Raw genomic sequence first — 16,222 nt, 5'->3', positions numbered from 1 at the left:
CCTTCTCAATGGACTGGCGCGGCCTGCGGCTCGCCGGCCAAGATCGGGAAGAGCTTGATGAGCACGATGTAGCCGGCGATCTCACCGGCCACCAGCCCCGCAGTGATGAGGATCTCGTTGACGTTCGGAAAGTACGACCAGTTCGCCCCTGGGAGGAAGGCCACCAGGAAGACGTCGAAGCGGTAGACCGCGCCAGCCAACAGCATCAGCATGGCCGCCCGGAACAGGTTGCCCGGATCACGGCGCCGGGAGTCAGTCGACAGCAGTGCCAAGGCGGCCAAGAAAAGTGCGAACTCTATGAGCGACATGACGCTGTAAAGATCGAACGCCAGCAGCGCGCCGATTTGCCCCCGGACGGCGAGGTCAATCAAGCGGAGACCGAGATACGACCCCAACAGGGGCAGCATGGCGAAGCCAAGCCCCGCCAGCAGCTCGGTCTCGGGCTTGCGGCCGAGAAACCGGGACGACAACGAGCCCTCGATCACTACCGCGCCGTACCCCATGGCGACGCACGAAATGAGGAACAGTAGCGGCAGCAGCGGCGTGCTCCACAGCGCATGCAGGCGCGGCCCACTGAGCAGCAGCAGCGAGCCGAGCGCCGACTGGTGCATCGTCGGCAGAACGATACCCAGCGCGATCAGCCATAGCAGGCTCTTCCTGACGACCGGCAGGCCGGTCTCGCCAACCTGGCGGATCCTGCGGTTGGTACTGGTCCGCGCCCACTCGAGGAACGCCGGCGACAGCTCGATCCACTGCACGACGGTGTAGGACATGATGCACAGCGACACCTCGAGCAGGGTCGAGTCTACGTTCCAATGCCAGAAGAGCGGAAGCTTCCACGCGATCCAGGGTCGCCCGATGTCGATTACCACTGATAGACCGGCGATCGTGTAACCGAAGGCGCTGGTAACCAACGCCGGGCGCACGAGCGGGTGGTATTGCCCTTTGTTGAGGATGTACACCAGCAGCGCCACCGCGTAACCGCCGCAGCTCAAGGCGGTGCCGGTGACCACGTCGAACGCGATCCACAGGCCCCACGGATAGCCGTCGTTGAGCGCCGTGGTCGCACCCAGGCCGAGAATGAAGCGCCAGACGATGAGTCCGGCGGCCACCGCGGCGAACGCCGCCAGCACCTGAACCGGACGTGTGAAGATGGCGCCGCCGACCGCTTGCGGACGACCGTGCCCGTTCATGGGTGTTCCTCCTCGGTGCCAGCCCCGCCGGCCTTCTTGCGGTTCCGCAATATCACCGCAGCCAAGAGGGCATAGAGGGCCACGGGTGCCACGAAACCTTTGTAGACCGTGTGCTGTATCGATCGCACCCTCTGCGGGATGGATTCGTCGCTTAAAATCGGCAGGCCGAGCTTCCCGAAGTCCACGTGCGCGAGATACAGCACTTGCGTGCCGCCTGCGTCGTGCTCGCCGTAGACCTTCGGCACGTAGCGGCCGGGGTTCTGGTCGAGCCGGCGGTGTGCCTCCTCGATGAGATCGGCGCGCTTGCCGTAGATGACCGCGCCGGTCGGACATACCTCACAGCACGCCGGGATCTTGCCCTTGGCGATGCGGTGATTGCACAGCTCGCACTTGACGATTTTCGGCAAGGCCTTGTCCCACTCGAATTTCACTATGTTGAACGGGCAGCCCATCTGGCAGTAGCGGCAGCCGACGCAGAGATTGGGATCATAGGTGACGATGCCGTACTCACGCTTCTGCAGCGCGCCAAGCATGCACGCCGCCGCGCACGCCGGATCGAGGCAGTGCATGCACTGCCTTTTGATAAACGAGTAGGCGCCGGTTTCGGAATCCCGATACAGCTTGATGATGTTTTTCGTCCGCTGATTGAGGTCGAGTGGCATCTGCCATAGGCCGCCGGATCGCGCGGTATCGGGGGGAAGGTCGTTGGCCGCGTTGCACGCCACCATGCACGCCTTGCAGCCGATGCAGCGCGTGGCGTCATAGAGCATGCCCACGGCATTGGGTGGGGCCACGACCGCTGTCGCCTTCGCCGGGCGCGCCTTGAGCGTCGCCGCCGCCGTCGCGGTGGCGGCGACCATGGCTTTGAGGGCCGCGCGTCTGGAAATGCCCATGGCCTACTCCTTTGTCGGTTTCGATCCGGATTCGGCGTCACTTGGCGGGCCGAGCTTCCGCGACGCCATGTAGCCCGCGCCGAGCAGCGCGCCGCCGATGAGCCCGGCCACGGCGGTTGCCACCGGGCTGATGCCACCCTGGGGCGCCGTGATGGGTGCGTAGGTGTCTGGTGGCTTGGCATCGTGGATCGGGATGGTCTGGAACATCGGCATGCGGAACGCGATCTTCTGTTCCGTGCAGCCGACACAGGGGGCGCCGATGCCGATCGGCCAGACGTCGACGACTTCGTTGAAATGGCGCGTCGAACAGCCGGCGTGCGTTTCGGGGCCCTTGCAGCCGAGCTTGTAGAGACACCAGCCCTGGCGGTGGCCCTCGTCGCCGAACTCCTGCGCGAAGCGCCCGGCGTCGAAGTGCGGCCGGCGCGGGCAGTGGTCATGGATGTTGCGGTCGTAAGCGAACTTCGGGCGCTTGAGTTCATCGAGCGCGGGCAGGGTGCCGGCGGTGGCGTACTGCAGCACCGTGCCGAGCAGAGTGTACGGGTTGGGCGGGCAGCCCGGGATGTTGATGATGGGCTTGCCGTTCTTGATGATCGCGTCGACGCCAACGGCATCTGTCGGGTTTGGATCGGCGGAGGGAATGCCACCCCAGGAGGCGCACGACCCCATGGCGATGATCGCGGCCGCCTGTCCGCCGACTTCCTCCAGCATCTGCAGGGCAGGCTTGCCGGCGACCTTCATGTAGATGCCCTTGTCCTTGCGCGGGATCGACCCCTCGACCACTAGGACGTACTTGCCGGCGTTCGCCTCCATGGCGGCGTGCAGCGCGTCCTCAGCGTCCTTGCCCGCGGCGGCCATGAGCGTCTCGTGATAGTCGAGCGAGATGAGGTGCAAAATGAGTTCGCTCAAGTCGGGCGTGGAGGTGCGCAGCAACGTCTCGGTGCATCCGGTGCAGTCCTGAAAGTGGAGCCAGATGACTGACGGTCGCCGCGCTCGTGCGACCTCACGGGCAACCTCGGACGCACCTGCCTTATCCGTGAGCGCCAGGCCGAAAGGGGCAGCCACCATGAGCTTGGCGCAGAAGGCGAGGAACTCACGCCGGCTCACGCCGCAGCGCACGAGATGCTGGCCGATGGTTTCCGGGTCGTGTGCGGAACCGAGTTCGAGAACCATGAGGTACCTCCGGGACAATCTTCTCCCTTCCGCTCACGCGTGCGGCTGGGCCTACATGACGGCAGCGACCCTGGCTCGGTCGGTCGCACTATCCCCTCCCGCGCGCGACGGCGCAAGAGCGCGTACCCCGCGGAACCCGCAGGTATCGTGCCAGCGGTCAGTACTGTGAGATACTGGACAATTGCGGCATTGCGCCTCGATCGATCTCACGATCGAAAATGCTTAGGGTGCGATGTCTCCAAGCTTGAGAAGTGCAGGCGGGAGGCGCTGCTACGGCCACACGTTGGCGCCAGCTTGCGCCCAGATGTCCTGCCTAGGAGCGGTCAGCAGCGTTAGCTTCCGAACGTCAGTACTGTGGGTTCGGGTGGTTAGACGATCGCTCCGGTGTTTTTGAGGGCCGTGATCTTCTCGGCTGAAACGCCCCAGTCGCGTAAGGCCTCCTCCGTGTGCTCTCCTGGGCGTGCGGGCGGACGTTGGATCTCGGATGGCGTCCGGCTGAAGCGAGGAGCCGGACGGGGTTGCAGCACGCCCGCTACTTCGACGAAGGTCCCCCGTGCCTTGTTGTGCGGATGGTGGGGGGCCTCGGCAACCGAGAGCACGGGCGCGAAACAGACATCCGTTCCCTCGAGGAGATCACACCACTCCTGCCGCGTTTTTGATTTGAAGATCTTCGCGAAGCGGTTCTTCAGCTCCGGCCAGCTTGCCTGATCCATTTGGCCGGGTAGGTCTTCCCCTTCGAGGCTGAGGCGACGGATCAGCTCGGCGTAGAACTGCGGCTCGAAGGAACCGATGGAGACGTACTTGCCGTCCGCCGTCTCGTACGCTTCGTAAAAGTGGGATCCAGAATCGAGCATGCTCGTGCCGCGCTCCGTATTCGGGAAGCCGGCCTGGTACACGCCGTGGAAGACGGTCATGAGTGCGGCGGCGCCATCGACGATCGAGGCGTCGACGACCTGACCACGGCCCGAACGCTTGCATTCGAGCAGCGCGCACACCATCCCGAACGCCAGCACAAGTCCGCCACCGCCGAAGTCCCCGACGAGGTTCAGGGGAGGCGTGGGTGGCTGCCCGCGCCGGCCGATCGGCTCAAGCGCCCCCGCCAGTGCGATGTAGTTGATGTCGTGTCCTGCGGCATGGGCCAGCGGCCCGTCTTGTCCCCAACCGGTCATGCGACCGTAGACCAGCCGGGGGTTGCGCTCGAGGCAGATCATTGGACCCAGTCCCAAGCGCTCCATGACGCCGGGGCGAAACCCCTCGAACAGGGCGTCTGCTCGCTGCACCAAGTCGAGCACCAGCGTCACACCGTCGGGGTGTTTCAGGTCGATGCAAATGCACCGGCGTCCGCGGCTGAGCAGGTCCGTCGCCGGGTTGGGCCAGAAGTGCGCGACTGTGCTGCCGCCTGGGCGTTCGACGCGCAGCACCTCGGCGCCCATATCGGCAAGCATCATGGCCGCAAACGGGCCTGGGCCAATGCCGGCGATCTCGATAATCTTGATACCTTCGAGCGGTCCCATCTCGTGACTCCTTCGGCGGTCGACGAGACCAGAAATTGGCTAGCTCGGCAACCCGGAAGAGACAGAGCTTCGTCGAGTCGTCCGACGGTTTACTGGCTTGTCACCCGGCAGGCGCTTGCCCTTGCGCCTTCGCTACAGCTGTGCGCGGCGGTCGCTGGTGGCGCCGCGAACCTCGAAGCTCGACAGGGGATTGCGGCTCGAATCAATACCGCGCGCCTGGAGCTCGAAATCCGCCGGAGCACGGCATTGCGCCAGGGCTTCTTCGTATGTGATGCGGCCGGAGCGAAAGAGCGCCATCAAGGACTGGTCGAAGGTCTGCATTCCGTAGCTCTGCCCCTGCGCGATCAATTCCGGCAGGTCACGGATGCGCTGCTTCTCGATATGTTCGCGCAGGCGCAGCGTGCCGACCATGACCTCCACCGCCGGCACCATGCCGGAGCCGTCTGCTTGGCGCAGCAACCGCTGGCTCACCACCCCGCGCAGCACACTGGCTAGTACGATTCGGACCTGTTCCCGCTGCTCCTCGGGAAAGGCGGAGATCAGGCGAATCACCGTCTCGGGCGCATCGCTGGTGTGCAGGGTGCTCAGGACCAAATGCCCCGTCTCGGCGGCCATCAACGCTGTCTCCATAGTCTTCAGGTCGCGCATCTCACCGACCATGATGACATCCGGGTTCTGACGCAACGCTGCCTGCACCGCGGAAGGAAAGTCATTGACGTCCTCGCCGATCTCTCGCTGGCTGATGAGAGAGCGGCGCTCACGGTGGACATATTCAATCGGATCTTCGATCGTGATGATGTGCCGCGCGCTGGTTTGGTTGATGTGCTCGATCATGGCGGCCAGTGTCGTGCTCTTGCCGCTGCCCGTGGGCCCGGTGACCAGAATCAAGCCGCGACGCTCGTTGGTGAGCTGCTCGACAATTGGCGGAAGGTTGAGCTGAGCGACCTGGCGCACTTGTGAAGGAATCACGCGAAAGACGATGCCAACCGTACCCCGTTGACGAAACACGTTCACTCGGAAACGGCCCAGTCCGGGCTCATCGAATGCGAGATCAGCGTGCCGTTCGGTGGCGAAACGCATCCGCTGCGAATCGTCACGCAGAAGGGTGCTGGCCAGTTCGTCCAGTTCGTCGGCCGCCAACCCCGGGATTCCTGTCCAGGGCGCGAGGTCGCCCTTGATCCGAAACATCGGCGGCCGGCCATCTTTCAGCACGATGTCGGATGCTTCCTGCGCCACCGCCGCACGCAGCAGCTCCGCAAGGTCGGTCATCCCTGTCTCCATGATGCCTCTCCTACGAGCATGTGCTGCCGTAAGTCGTGCGCCACTGTGCGGGAAACCTGGAAACGTACTCGCAAGTCCGGCACTATCCACGCCGGCACGACACGAATTTCATGTGTCGTCAAAAGTCATGATGCCTCACCGACAAGAATGGGCAAGGATCCTGGGCAGATATGGATCCCCCGGGAGGTCCGATCTACTCGCCGGACAAGAGTATACAGAAACGTACATGGCCGGCCGCATGTTCGCATGGATGGTCGTCGTGAAAGCCGGTCCATGGAAGAAATGATGAAACGGCAAAAGAAGGAGCGCCTGGAGGCCGTAGGGTGGAGGGTCGGCTCTGCGGCGGAATTCCTTTCCAGGCCTGACGCTGGCCTATCCGTGTAGGGCCGGTAACTTGTCTCACGCTGGCGGTGTGGCAGCAGTGCCGAACCAGTCCCGCATATACTGTTGGGCATCGGACTTCACATCTTGTTCTTCGACCGCTCTGTCGCGCAGGGGATCGTGGCTGAGCACGTACTGGAGTTCCTGCCGCGCGGCAGCATCGTCGCCCAGCGCGTGATCCGTCTCGGCGAGATAGATGCGTCCCAACAGCGCGCCGGGATGGCGCTGCTTCAATTCTTCCAGGTAGTGACGCGACTGCTTGAGATCGCGCTTGGGCCAGGGGAGTGCGAAGTAGTACCGGCCCAGGGCCAGCATCGGGCTGCCGTGGTCGAAGTCGCGGTTGATGTCGTAGGCGCGTTTGATCTCCCGTTCAAAGGTCGATCCGATGCCTTCTGTGATGGCGCCGAGTAGGCTGAGTGTCCCGCCGTAATCGCCGGTGGTCAGGGCGTAATAGCAGTGGCCCTCGACGCGGTCCGGGTCGAGAGTGGCGGCTCTTTCGGCGTACCGTCGCGCGGTGGCGTACCCGTCGCGGCGCCGGGATGCATCGGTCGCGAGATCGCCCGTCCGCCAAAATGCCCGAGCCAGCCGCCAAGCGAGGTCGTAACTCGATGGATACTCTGCGAAGGCTTGCGTCCCGACGGTGATGGCGCGCTCAACGGCCTCGGCATGTGTGCGCTCGGCCCACAGCCGATCGAGCTCATCGATCGCCGTTCCCGGTCCACCGCCCTCGGCTCCAGTCGCAGCCCTGCAGAAGAACCCGACAGCAAGCGCGATCCACAGCAGCGCCAGTCGGCCCGCGACCGAGCAAAAAGCGCGGTGAACACCCACGGTTACAAGCTATCAGCTAGCGGCGAACGGGCGCAATCGCGCTGCTCGGACATCTTACCCCTTCACCCTGGCCCTCTCCCTAAGGGTGAGGGGACCATTTTCCTCCCTCTCGTCTCACGAGACGGCGCGGGTGAGGAGATGAGATATTCAGTGAACCTCTCAGGACATTAGGGACGCACGCCTGTGTGCCGGGCCGGCGTAGGTGGCTCGGTGACACGTCCCGCGCTGAGGCGCAAGCCGGCCAAGAGGGCGTTGCGCAGATCACGCGGGTCGATCACCGCGTCGTAGCTGAGGTTGTCCGCCGCCTTCCACGCCCCGGCGCTCTCAGCAGCTTCGAGCTGCGCCAGCGTGTCATCGCTAACCTTGGCCGCGGTTCCACCGCCTGCTGCCGGCATGCCACCTAGCGAAATGCCAGGGAACGCCAGCGTGATGCTCTGCCGGTCAAACGGGTTCATCGCCATGAGTGAACTGCCGAAGCCGAACGCCTTGCGTAGCGTCACGTGCAGCTTGGACACTCGCAAGCCCGCCTGAGCGGCGTACATGCGGGCGGCGCTACGCAGCGTCCCCTCACGCTCCGCCTGTGTCCCCGCCATGATGCCCGGATTGTCGGCAAGAAAGATGACGGGAAGATGGAACGCATCGGCGAGGTCGAGGAAATGCGCTGCTTTGTCTGCCGCTTGTCGGGTTACCGCGCCCGCCAGCACCATCGGCTGATTGGCCACGATGCCCACGGGTTGTCCCCCGAGCCGTGCCAGTGCGGTTACCATGGAGGCGCCGTAGAGCGGCTGCACCTCGAAGAGGCTGCCGGTGTCGACCAACATTTCGAGGAGACGCCGCATATCGTAAGGCCGGCTCGGATTGCGCGGGACCAGTTCGAGAATACCGTCAAGCCGGCGCTCGCCGTTCTCGTCAGTGCGCGGAACTGTGGCCGGTCTTTGCCAGGCGTTGAGCGGAAAGTAGGCCAGGTACTTGCGCACTAGGGCAAAGGCCTCCGCCTCGTTCTCGGCAAGGTTGTGCGCAACGCCGCTGTCGGCTACGTGCATGCGTGCGCCGCCGAGATCTTCTTTCGACACCTTCTCGCCGATGGCGGCTTCGACCAGCGGCGGCCCGGCCGAAAACATCGCGGCCCCCTGCACCATCACAACGAAATCCATGAGCAGGGCGGTGAGCACGCCGTGTCCGGCCGATGCCCCCATGACCACCGCAACGGTGGGGACCTTGCCCGAGAGCTCCGCTAGAATCTGCAAATCGTTGGGTGCGTGTGGGTAGCGTTCGAGCGCATTTGTCATGCGCTCGCCCGCGCCCTCGAGGAACATAACCAACGGCACGCGATCCCGGAGCGCGAGTTCGGCAAGACGCACGCGCTTAGCGTGGGTTCCGATGCCGATGGAACCGCCCTGGACCGTAAAGTCCTCGGAGCCGATCACCACCGGCCGGCCGTCGATGGTCGCAATGCCACCGACGAGGGCGTCGGCTGCAGCCGGCGGCAAAGCAGCACGGGGCAGGGAACCTACCAGGGCACCGATCTCGCGGAAGCTTCCTGGATCACATAGTTCGAAGATGCGCTGGCGCGCATCGAAGCGCCCGCCTGCCCGCTGCTTCGCAAGCTTCTCTGGCCCTCCCATCTCCCGAGCCTTGGCCAGGCGTGCGTCGAGTTCATCGAGCAGTTCCGTCCAGTCGTGGGGGCGTGTCTTTCGCGTGGTCATGTTTGTTTCCTACAACATGACCACGGCAATGTCCCGCGACGTCAGTGATGGCGGCGCCGGATCCTCAATATCGTATCCGACGGGTCGACGGACTCGAGTGGGATCTGGTAATACCTGTGAGCGCGGCCGGGCCGGTTGCCAGACGCGCCGCGAGGAAGCGGGAACGAATGGACCTTGTCAGTCTGCTGGCCGTGTTTGGGTTGGGAACGGTCGAGCTGTGGGCCGCCATCCCGGCGGGTCTGGTGCTGCAGATCCATCCTGTCACCACCGGCGCCGTGGCCGCTCTTGGGGCGATCCTCGGCATCCTGGCCATGGGCTTCATGGGTGGACGCGTACGGCTCTGGCTGTTGCGTCGCAGCGGTGGAGACAGCGGAGGGCGCCACGGGCGTATTGCCCGCTTCTGGGTGCGCTATGGCGTGATTGGATTGGGTCTATTGAGCCCGTTGCTTGTCGGTGCGCCGCTCGGCACCGCGGTGGGAATGAGCTTGGGCGCGCCCACCGGCCGGCTAGTGTTCTGGATGAGTCTCGGTGCGGTTCTCTGCAGCCTGGTTTTGACGTCGGCTGCTACGCTCGGGCTGATGGGGCTCGAGTCGTTGATCCGTTAAGCGAGAGCTGCGGGTCGTTCCTTCACCGAGATGGCGGTCTTTCAGGCGGAGCCGGCTCTGGACGCGGCCGCTTTTCTACCATGAGTGTCGTTTCGTGCTCCACGAATCCCGGCCCGGTCCGAACTCAGGCGTCCGCGACCAGCCGGCGCTCTAACGAGACGGCTGCCGTGGCGTCGCGGCCGAAACCGTCGGCACCGATGCTGTCGGCGAACGCCTGCGTGACTGGGGCGCCGCCGATGATGACCTTCACCTCCGAATCGAATTCGCGGATAGCACGGACGGTCTTCTCCATGGACGGCAGCGTGGTGGACAGTAGCGCGGAGAGCCCGACCAGCTGCGCACCGGTCTGCTTCGCGGTCTCGACGAAACGCTCGGGCGACACATCGGTGCCCAGATCCGTGACCTGAAAGCCGCTGCCCTCCAGCATGATGATTACCAGCTTCTTGCCGATGTCGTGCAGGTCCCCAGCCCCGATGTTTCCCACCTTGACCCGGGCCCCGGAAAAATTCATGCTCCCGGCAGTTCGAGGAGGCACTCATGAAGCCAGAACGAAAACCCCGTCGACCTCATTTCTCTTCCGGCCCCTGCGCCAAGCGGCCGGGCTGGACCCTGGACGCGCTTCGTGATGCTGCCGTCGGACGCTCCCACCGCACCAAGATCGGCAAGGAACGGCTCAAGGCGGTGATCGATCGCAGCAAGGCCATCCTGGGCATGCCTGCCGATTACCGGCTCGGCATCGTCGCCGGCTCCGACACCGGCGCGGTGGAGATGGCCCTCTGGTCTCTGCTGGGCGCACGCGGTGTCGACCTGCTTGCTTGGGAGAGTTTCGGCGCGGGCTGGGTGACGGACGTGACCAAACAGCTGAAGCTCGATGCGCGCACGTTTACCGCCGACTACGGCGAACTCCCGGACCTGTCCAAGGTCGACTTCACGCGCGACGTGGTCTTCACCTGGAACGGCACCACGTCGGGGGTGCGCGTACCGGACGGCGCCTGGATCAAGGCGGACCGAGCGGGACTGACGATCTGCGACGCCACCTCGGCGGTCTTCGCCATGAAGCTGCCCTGGGACAAACTCGACGTGGTCACGTGGTCCTGGCAGAAAGTTCTCGGGGGGGAAGCGGCTCACGGCATGATCGCGTTGTCCCCAAGCGCGGTGGCGCGGTTGCAGAGCTACACGCCAACCTGGCCCCTGCCCAAGATCTTCCGTCTGACAAAAAAGGGAAAGCTCGACGAGGAAGTCTTCCAGGGCTCGACCATCAACACCCCGTCGATGCTCTGCGTCGAAGATGCCCTCGACGGGCTGGCCTGGGCGGAGAAGGGGGGCGGCCTCGACTTCCTGGTCAAGCGATCGGAGGCCAATCTCGCCACCGTTGCTTCCTGGGTCGAGCGGACGCCCTGGGTCGAGTTCCTGGCGCGCGACCCGCGCACGCGCTCCTGTACCTCAATCTGCCTGAAGGTCGTCGATCCGTGGTTCGAGAAATTGGACGCGGAGGCGCGAGCGGCAGCGATCAAGAAAATGGTCGGCCTGTTGGAGAAGGAAGGGGTAGCCTACGACGTCGCAGGCTACCGCGACGCCCCTCCGGGGCTGCGAATCTGGGGCGGCGCCACGGTGGACAACGACGACATCGCTACGCTGCTGCCCTGGGTTGATTGGGCCTTCACCGAGGTCCGAGGCTGAGGCCGGAGGTCAAGGGCGAAGCCGCACGCCTACGCGTCGCGTACGCCTCGATCGTTCACAGCTGGATCGGTCCGGAACCGAGGGCAGCCCAGCTCCATCAGAGCGCGATTTCTGGAGCCGATGTGCCGAGGGAGCAAGCATGAAGATCGGAATGAACTTGCCGGTGATGGTGCCGGGACTGGACCGGGCCACGATTCTGGAATGGGCGCGGCGGGTGGATGCGGGACCGTATTCGAGCCTGGCAGCAGGGGAGCGCATCACCTTTCCGAACCCGGATCTGATGGTCACCATGGGCGCTGCCGCCGCCGTCACTGAACGCGTCCGTCTCGCGCTCACGGTGGTTGTCCTGCCGATGCACAGTGCGGTGTTCACCGCCAAGCAGGTGGCAACGCTCGATGTCGTCTCGGGCGGACGCGTCACCCTCGGTCTGGGGATCGGAGCCAGGGTGGAAGATTACCGCGCCGTGGGCGCACCCTTCGACGGCAAGCGGATGACGCGCATGGAAGAGCAAATCGCGCTCATGCGTCGCGTCTGGGCCGGCGAAAACGTGGTGGAAGGCGCTCTCCGTCCGGTCGAGCCACTGCCCGTGCAGCCGGGTGGTCCGGAGTTGCTGGCGGGGGCGCTGGCGCCACAATCCATTTGCCGCTCCGCCAAGTGGGCCGACGGCATCTGTGGGTTCAGCTTCGGTCCGTCGGCAGACGAGGTCAGTTTTGCCTACGAGACCGCCCGCCGTGCCTGGCGCGAGGCGGAACGGAAGACTCCGCCGCGTCTGGTCATGAGTTTCTGGTACGCGCTCGGGAATCGCGCTCGTGAACAACTCGATCTGTACCTGCAGCGCTACCTCGGCTTCCTGGGCGACGATGTGGCGAAGGCGCTGGCCCCGACGGTCAGGACGACCTCGGCCACGGCGCTACGCGAGGCGGCGCGGATGCTCGCCGACCTCGGAACGGACGAACTCCTTCTCGTGCCCACCACCGCCGACCCCGACGAGGTGAACCGGGTGGCGGATGTCTTGGGCTGATAAAGACAGCGGTCAGCGATCAGCAACGCCACCGCCCGGACCGTGGAGGTACGCGCTGCTGCCGTCCTGCAGGAGCAGCGGCACGCGCCCACGCGCATCCCACGCGAACGCCTCGGCGGGGCCGCCGGCGGTCTTCGCCGTGCGCAGCCCGTCGCCGTTGTACGCATACTGCACGCTGCCGAACTGCGTCAGCCGATTCTTCAGATCGTAGGTTAGGCTGGTGGCCCCCGCCGCGATGCGGTTGCCGCGCGTGTCGTAGTGAAAGGTGGTGGCGCCGGTCCCCGTGATCGACAGCAGCTCGTCACCTGCGCCGCCGACGCCGCCGACTTCCGCAGCATTGTCCACTACCACTTCCCTGGCGGGCACACCGCCGGTGCGGTGTAGGAAGGCCAGGGCTGAAGCATCTGCCATCGCGCCTGGCGCTGGTAGCGTTGAGATTGCCCACCGTTGACCGCTTGTCTGCGAAGGGCGATGATGTGGTTCGTGCGCGGGTGGAACATGGTGACACCGAGAACAACCGCAGACATCTTGCAGACTTTGACGCGACATGAGTCGGCGCTGCGAGCATTGGGCGTTCAGCGACTCGCATTGTTCGGCTCGGCGGCGCGGGGCGAGCTCCGCGAGTCCAGCGACCTCGACTTCGTGGTCGAGTTCGAGAGGAAATCATTTGACGCTTACATGGACCTAAAGGCGTTTCTTGAGGAACTCTTCGGCCGCCGGGTGGACTTGGTGATCGCGGATGCGATCAAGCCACGACTGCGGGCAGCCATTTTAGGCGAAGCGGTCCATGCCCCGGGACTTTAGGGTCTATCTCGACGACATCTGCAGTGCGGCGGACAAGATCCGCCGGTATACGGCCGGGTTGTCATTCGACACGCTGCGGAACGACGAACGCACTATCGACGCGGTCGTACGCAACCTGGAGATCATCGGCGAGGCGGTGAAGCAACTTCCCGCGGGCATTCGGGCGCAGCATCCAGAGGTTGATTGGGAACGGATCGCCGGTCTGCGGAACGTTCTCATCCATGAGTACTTCGGCATCGACCTGGAGATTGTCTGGGACATCCTCCAATCCAAGCTGCCAGCACTGGAAGCGCGCGTGCGGGAGATGCTCGAAGACCACGGACAGCCATAGGCCCATCCGAAGCTGTTCGGACTGCACGGGACTCGATGCCCTCCACAGCATTTCCGCCGATTGTTGACAACCCGGCAACGTCCCCGAACGGATGGCGCAGGGTCGTCTGACCTCCCGTGTCTGCTCGCCACTCACTCAAGCCGCAGCGCCGATCCTCCCAGCGCTGCTCGGTGCTGGGCTCTGCGCGCCCCACCACCGCAGTCGCCTTTGTCGATGCGCCGACCGCTCCGCGCGGCCCCGATTCCTCCCCGTGCGCATGGCCTTACGCATCGTTTCGCAGTTGACCTGTTTGATCACCGCCAGCTCTTCCGAGTATAAGCCCCATAGTGAGTGAGGGTCCGTTAGCAGCGGTTCAGTTCAACATCGTTTTTCTGCCCTCCGGCGGTGGCCCGGCTGTGCCGAGTGCGCTAGATCACCCCGGCGCAGGAGAGCAGATGAAACGCTAGACGTTAGCCGTGCCCCCAGCGATGCGGTAAGATCGTCACGTGCCTGAACTCAGCCGCTTTCTGGGGATCGTGATCACCATGTTCTACCGGGAACACGGGCCGCCGCATTTTCACGCCTCGTACGGTGATTTCGATATCGAGGTGTCGATCCGTGACGGTGTGGTCGCGGGGCAGTTCCCGAAGCGTGCCCTCAGGCTCGTCTTGGAATGGTACGATCTGCACAAGGACGAACTTCTCGAGAACTGGGATCTGGCAGCGCAACGAAAGCCGCTTAGGCGGATTCCACCATTGGAGTAGCACTATGGTGAGAGTGATTGAGGCTCGGCACGTCAGGGATTACGTAGTCTGGCTACGGTTCAGCGATGGTATCGAGGGCGAAGTGGACCTCCGCGACGAACTGTACGGTGAGGTCTTCGCACCGCTGAAGGACCCGGCACTCTTCCGCTCGTTCGCTGTCCACCCCGAGTGGCACACCATCGCGTGGCCGAATGGTGCCGACTTCGCACCGGAGTTCCTGCACGAAACCGTGAAGGCACGGCTAACAAGCGGCTCCACTCCGACCGCGGCCGCCGCTGCTCCCTAGCATCCGGGCTGCCCAGTGGCACGGGATCGGTACCAAGCGGGCGCGGACAAGCTCACGCATTTGTCCAAACTGAATTGGCCTAGACCGTATCGCCGGGCCGGGTTTGGCCATACAGTAGTCATGAACTCCGTTCATCCGTGCACCATAAAAATGAAGCCCGGCACCCGCTTGGGTTCCTTCCCCTGTTGCCATATCCGGCAACGGGGGAAGGCCAGGATGGATGCGATTTTCTGAGCAGTTACAGACTGATTTACCGCTAGACTGCTCAACCGCACCCATTTTCAGGCTGGAATGCCACAATGACACGCGCCACGTCGCTTTTGAAACGGTGGAACGGGGGCGTGTCACGGTGCACGACGCCATTACCGGCCAGAATACGAAAATGTTAGGCGCCACTTCGTGTTTGCAGCGCTGAAACGGCCTCGTGACACCGCACACTAAGCGGTTTCCGCTCGGGATGCCACAATGTCAGCGCCACTTTGCCTCCGCAGCGCCGCGACAGCGTAGTGTCACGCGACACCCACCCGGTTCAGGGCAGAATGCTGCGATGGCGCGCCTCACAGCCTGCTTGCACACTTTTGACAGGCCGGTAGCGTCGCATGTCGATAAGATGCTCATTTGACACCTCGTTCGCTATTTGACGCGTGGGATGCACAGTCTCGTCACTCTGCCATCGCTCCGCTCCACACACCTGCACCGGTAGGGTGGCACGTAATTTGTTTTATGCTGTCCGTAACAAATATGCAGTACAGAGGGAGACGGTTATGGCACGAATCAGGTTTCCGGCAACGGCGGGAGCGCGGCGGCGGCTTGGGAGCAGCGTGCTGACGGCGGCGAGGTCCGTCAATACACGCCCGGTGCAGGCCCGCTTGGAGGCTTTTGGCCGGGCGCAGCGCAGCTATGCGGCGGCACAAGAGCGCGTCGACGCAGCCGAGGCGGCGCTGCGCGCGGCACAAGCCAAAGTGGCGCAGCGTGATCGCGAGCAGGACGAAGCCGTCGAGCTGTTGGCGCGGGCATTGGTTGCCGAAGGGCAATCGCGCGCCAAGCCGTTCGCCGGCTGTGGCGGCCCGACGCCCGCGGCACTCATGCGGTTGCCGGTGGCGGAAGAGGCGCGGCAGATCCATGCACTGGTCACCGCTCTGCAGCGCAATCCCGGCTGCAGCAAGGCGACACAGCAGGCCGCCGAGGTGGCGGAGAAGGCGGCGTGTGCGGTCGAGAAAGCGATGGCGCCGATCACCGCCCTGCAAGCCGCAGTGAGTCAGGCGCGCCAGGCCCGTGATGTGCTGGCGCAGATGTGGGAGAAAGCGCTGGCGGGGTTGAAGCGCGGCGCCCGCGCCGCCGTCGATGATGGCGAGCCGTACTTGTATGCGACGCTGTTCGGCCAGGCGACAGCGGCCGGAAGCCGCAACGGCAAGCGTGCTCCCGTCACGCCCGCGCCTCCGGCACCACCCGCACCATCAGCAGCCAACGGTGCCTAATCGGCATCGCACAGTCCACGGCCCCAGGGTGTGGAACCTGTCTGGAAGCTTACACTCGGGGCCAATACGCCACCCAAAAATTTGTGAGCGGAACCCTGGCACGATCACCGGCCCGCCGCGTGCTCGACCTCAACCCCGCGAGTCGGAGCGCCTGGGGCAGGACTCAGGCGCACAAGTTGCCGCCTGAACGGCTTGTTTCTGCCGCGAAAGCCTTGTGGTACAAGGGTTTCCGTGGAAATCCCATAGTTGTAGGGTTGAACTGAACCGCTTCCGCGGGGGGAAGACGTTATTACCGACCGCCGCACCCT

General features: G+C 64.3%; 17 protein-coding genes. 8 read left to right on the top strand and 9 right to left on the bottom strand.

Going from position 1 to position 16,222, the window contains the following annotated elements:
* Positions 1–5 precede the first annotated feature (5 nt).
* The 7 genes from hybB to VF515_10800 form a co-directional block, all read right to left on the bottom strand.
* Entirely contained in the window at positions 6–1,193 is a 1,188-nt protein-coding gene (hybB, locus tag VF515_10830) for a Ni/Fe-hydrogenase cytochrome b subunit (protein HEX7408125.1), read from the bottom strand.
* Positions 1,190–2,086 carry a hydrogenase 2 operon protein HybA gene (gene hybA, locus VF515_10825; protein HEX7408124.1) on the bottom strand — a complete coding sequence of 299 codons (897 nt, stop codon included), beginning with the start codon at positions 2,084–2,086 and terminating at the stop codon, positions 1,190–1,192. Before hybA ends, hybB begins: the two co-directional genes overlap by 4 nt.
* Positions 2,087–2,089: 3 nt before the next feature.
* Entirely contained in the window at positions 2,090–3,256 is a 1,167-nt protein-coding gene (locus VF515_10820; GenBank protein ID HEX7408123.1) for a hydrogenase small subunit, read from the bottom strand.
* 368 nt (positions 3,257–3,624) lie between these two features.
* Positions 3,625–4,770 carry a CaiB/BaiF CoA-transferase family protein gene (locus tag VF515_10815; GenBank protein HEX7408122.1) on the bottom strand — a complete coding sequence of 382 codons (1,146 nt, stop codon included), beginning with the start codon at positions 4,768–4,770 and terminating at the stop codon, positions 3,625–3,627.
* Positions 4,771–4,902: 132 nt separating this feature from the next.
* Positions 4,903–6,051 (bottom strand): type IV pilus twitching motility protein PilT, encoded by a 1,149-nt coding sequence (locus tag VF515_10810; protein ID HEX7408121.1) that lies wholly within the window; start codon positions 6,049–6,051, stop codon positions 4,903–4,905.
* A gap of 399 nt (positions 6,052–6,450) precedes the next feature.
* A complete protein-coding gene (locus VF515_10805; GenBank protein ID HEX7408120.1) occupies positions 6,451–7,260 on the bottom strand; it encodes a hypothetical protein in 810 nt (269 codons plus the stop codon).
* A gap of 167 nt (positions 7,261–7,427) precedes the next feature.
* A complete protein-coding gene (locus VF515_10800) occupies positions 7,428–8,966 on the bottom strand; it encodes a carboxyl transferase domain-containing protein (GenBank protein ID HEX7408119.1) in 1,539 nt (512 codons plus the stop codon).
* Positions 8,967–9,133: 167 nt separating this feature from the next.
* Here VF515_10800 and VF515_10795 point away from each other — a divergent pair, with 167 nt between their 5' ends.
* Positions 9,134–9,571, top strand: coding sequence for a small multi-drug export protein (locus VF515_10795; GenBank protein HEX7408118.1), 438 nt, complete (start codon positions 9,134–9,136; stop codon positions 9,569–9,571).
* 124 nt (positions 9,572–9,695) lie between these two features.
* Here VF515_10795 and VF515_10790 read toward each other — a convergent pair whose 3' ends face one another.
* Complete coding sequence (locus VF515_10790; protein ID HEX7408117.1) at positions 9,696–10,082, bottom strand: cobalamin-dependent protein; 387 nt, start codon at positions 10,080–10,082, stop codon at positions 9,696–9,698.
* A gap of 26 nt (positions 10,083–10,108) precedes the next feature.
* Between VF515_10790 and VF515_10785 the strand changes: the two genes are divergently transcribed.
* Complete coding sequence (locus tag VF515_10785; protein ID HEX7408116.1) at positions 10,109–11,251, top strand: phosphoserine transaminase; 1,143 nt, start codon at positions 10,109–10,111, stop codon at positions 11,249–11,251.
* A 139-nt stretch (positions 11,252–11,390) separates the two neighbouring features.
* Entirely contained in the window at positions 11,391–12,272 is an 882-nt protein-coding gene (locus VF515_10780) for an LLM class flavin-dependent oxidoreductase (protein ID HEX7408115.1), read from the top strand.
* 12 nt (positions 12,273–12,284) lie between these two features.
* Here VF515_10780 and VF515_10775 read toward each other — a convergent pair whose 3' ends face one another.
* Positions 12,285–12,683, bottom strand: coding sequence for a hypothetical protein (locus VF515_10775; protein ID HEX7408114.1), 399 nt, complete (start codon positions 12,681–12,683; stop codon positions 12,285–12,287).
* 60 nt (positions 12,684–12,743) lie between these two features.
* Between VF515_10775 and VF515_10770 the strand changes: the two genes are divergently transcribed.
* The 5 genes from VF515_10770 to VF515_10750 all read left to right on the top strand — a co-directional run bounded on the left by VF515_10770 (position 12,744) and on the right by VF515_10750 (position 15,914).
* Positions 12,744–13,076 (top strand): nucleotidyltransferase family protein, encoded by a 333-nt coding sequence (locus VF515_10770; GenBank protein ID HEX7408113.1) that lies wholly within the window; start codon positions 12,744–12,746, stop codon positions 13,074–13,076.
* Positions 13,060–13,407 carry a DUF86 domain-containing protein gene (locus tag VF515_10765; GenBank protein ID HEX7408112.1) on the top strand — a complete coding sequence of 116 codons (348 nt, stop codon included), beginning with the start codon at positions 13,060–13,062 and terminating at the stop codon, positions 13,405–13,407. Before VF515_10770 ends, VF515_10765 begins: the two co-directional genes overlap by 17 nt.
* Positions 13,408–13,892: 485 nt before the next feature.
* Positions 13,893–14,150, top strand: coding sequence for a DUF4160 domain-containing protein (locus VF515_10760; protein HEX7408111.1), 258 nt, complete (start codon positions 13,893–13,895; stop codon positions 14,148–14,150).
* Positions 14,151–14,154: 4 nt separating this feature from the next.
* Positions 14,155–14,436: a DUF2442 domain-containing protein gene (locus tag VF515_10755; protein ID HEX7408110.1), complete on the top strand. Its 282-nt coding sequence runs from the start codon at positions 14,155–14,157 to the stop codon at positions 14,434–14,436.
* A 764-nt stretch (positions 14,437–15,200) separates the two neighbouring features.
* A complete protein-coding gene (locus tag VF515_10750) occupies positions 15,201–15,914 on the top strand; it encodes a hypothetical protein (GenBank protein HEX7408109.1) in 714 nt (237 codons plus the stop codon).
* Positions 15,915–16,222: the final 308 nt, after the last annotated feature.

The organism is Candidatus Binatia bacterium (assembly GCA_036382395.1).
Lineage (GTDB): Bacteria > Desulfobacterota > Binatia > HRBIN30 > HRBIN30 > JAGDMS01.
This window is presented reverse-complemented; position numbering and strand designations above follow the sequence as displayed.

What these genes read in the sequence shown, in the direction of transcription:
- hybB (HEX7408125.1), bottom strand. Translation starts at nt 1,193, where the DNA reads ATGAACGGGCACGGTCGTCCGCAAGCGGTCGGCGGCGCCATCTTCACA.
- hybA (HEX7408124.1), bottom strand. Translation starts at nt 2,086, where the DNA reads ATGGGCATTTCCAGACGCGCGGCCCTCAAAGCCATGGTCGCCGCCACC.
- VF515_10820 (HEX7408123.1), bottom strand. Translation starts at nt 3,256, where the DNA reads ATGGTTCTCGAACTCGGTTCCGCACACGACCCGGAAACCATCGGCCAG.
- VF515_10815 (HEX7408122.1), bottom strand. Translation starts at nt 4,770, where the DNA reads ATGGGACCGCTCGAAGGTATCAAGATTATCGAGATCGCCGGCATTGGC.
- VF515_10810 (HEX7408121.1), bottom strand. Translation starts at nt 6,051, where the DNA reads ATGGAGACAGGGATGACCGACCTTGCGGAGCTGCTGCGTGCGGCGGTG.
- VF515_10800 (HEX7408119.1), bottom strand. Translation starts at nt 8,966, where the DNA reads ATGACCACGCGAAAGACACGCCCCCACGACTGGACGGAACTGCTCGAT.
- VF515_10795 (HEX7408118.1), top strand. Translation starts at nt 9,134, where the DNA reads ATGGACCTTGTCAGTCTGCTGGCCGTGTTTGGGTTGGGAACGGTCGAG.
- VF515_10790 (HEX7408117.1), bottom strand. Translation starts at nt 10,082, where the DNA reads ATGAATTTTTCCGGGGCCCGGGTCAAGGTGGGAAACATCGGGGCTGGG.
- VF515_10785 (HEX7408116.1), top strand. Translation starts at nt 10,109, where the DNA reads ATGAAGCCAGAACGAAAACCCCGTCGACCTCATTTCTCTTCCGGCCCC.
- VF515_10780 (HEX7408115.1), top strand. Translation starts at nt 11,391, where the DNA reads ATGAAGATCGGAATGAACTTGCCGGTGATGGTGCCGGGACTGGACCGG.
- VF515_10775 (HEX7408114.1), bottom strand. Translation starts at nt 12,683, where the DNA reads ATGGCAGATGCTTCAGCCCTGGCCTTCCTACACCGCACCGGCGGTGTG.
- VF515_10770 (HEX7408113.1), top strand. Translation starts at nt 12,744, where the DNA reads ATGATGTGGTTCGTGCGCGGGTGGAACATGGTGACACCGAGAACAACC.
- VF515_10765 (HEX7408112.1), top strand. Translation starts at nt 13,060, where the DNA reads ATGCCCCGGGACTTTAGGGTCTATCTCGACGACATCTGCAGTGCGGCG.
- VF515_10755 (HEX7408110.1), top strand. Translation starts at nt 14,155, where the DNA reads ATGGTGAGAGTGATTGAGGCTCGGCACGTCAGGGATTACGTAGTCTGG.
- VF515_10750 (HEX7408109.1), top strand. Translation starts at nt 15,201, where the DNA reads ATGGCACGAATCAGGTTTCCGGCAACGGCGGGAGCGCGGCGGCGGCTT.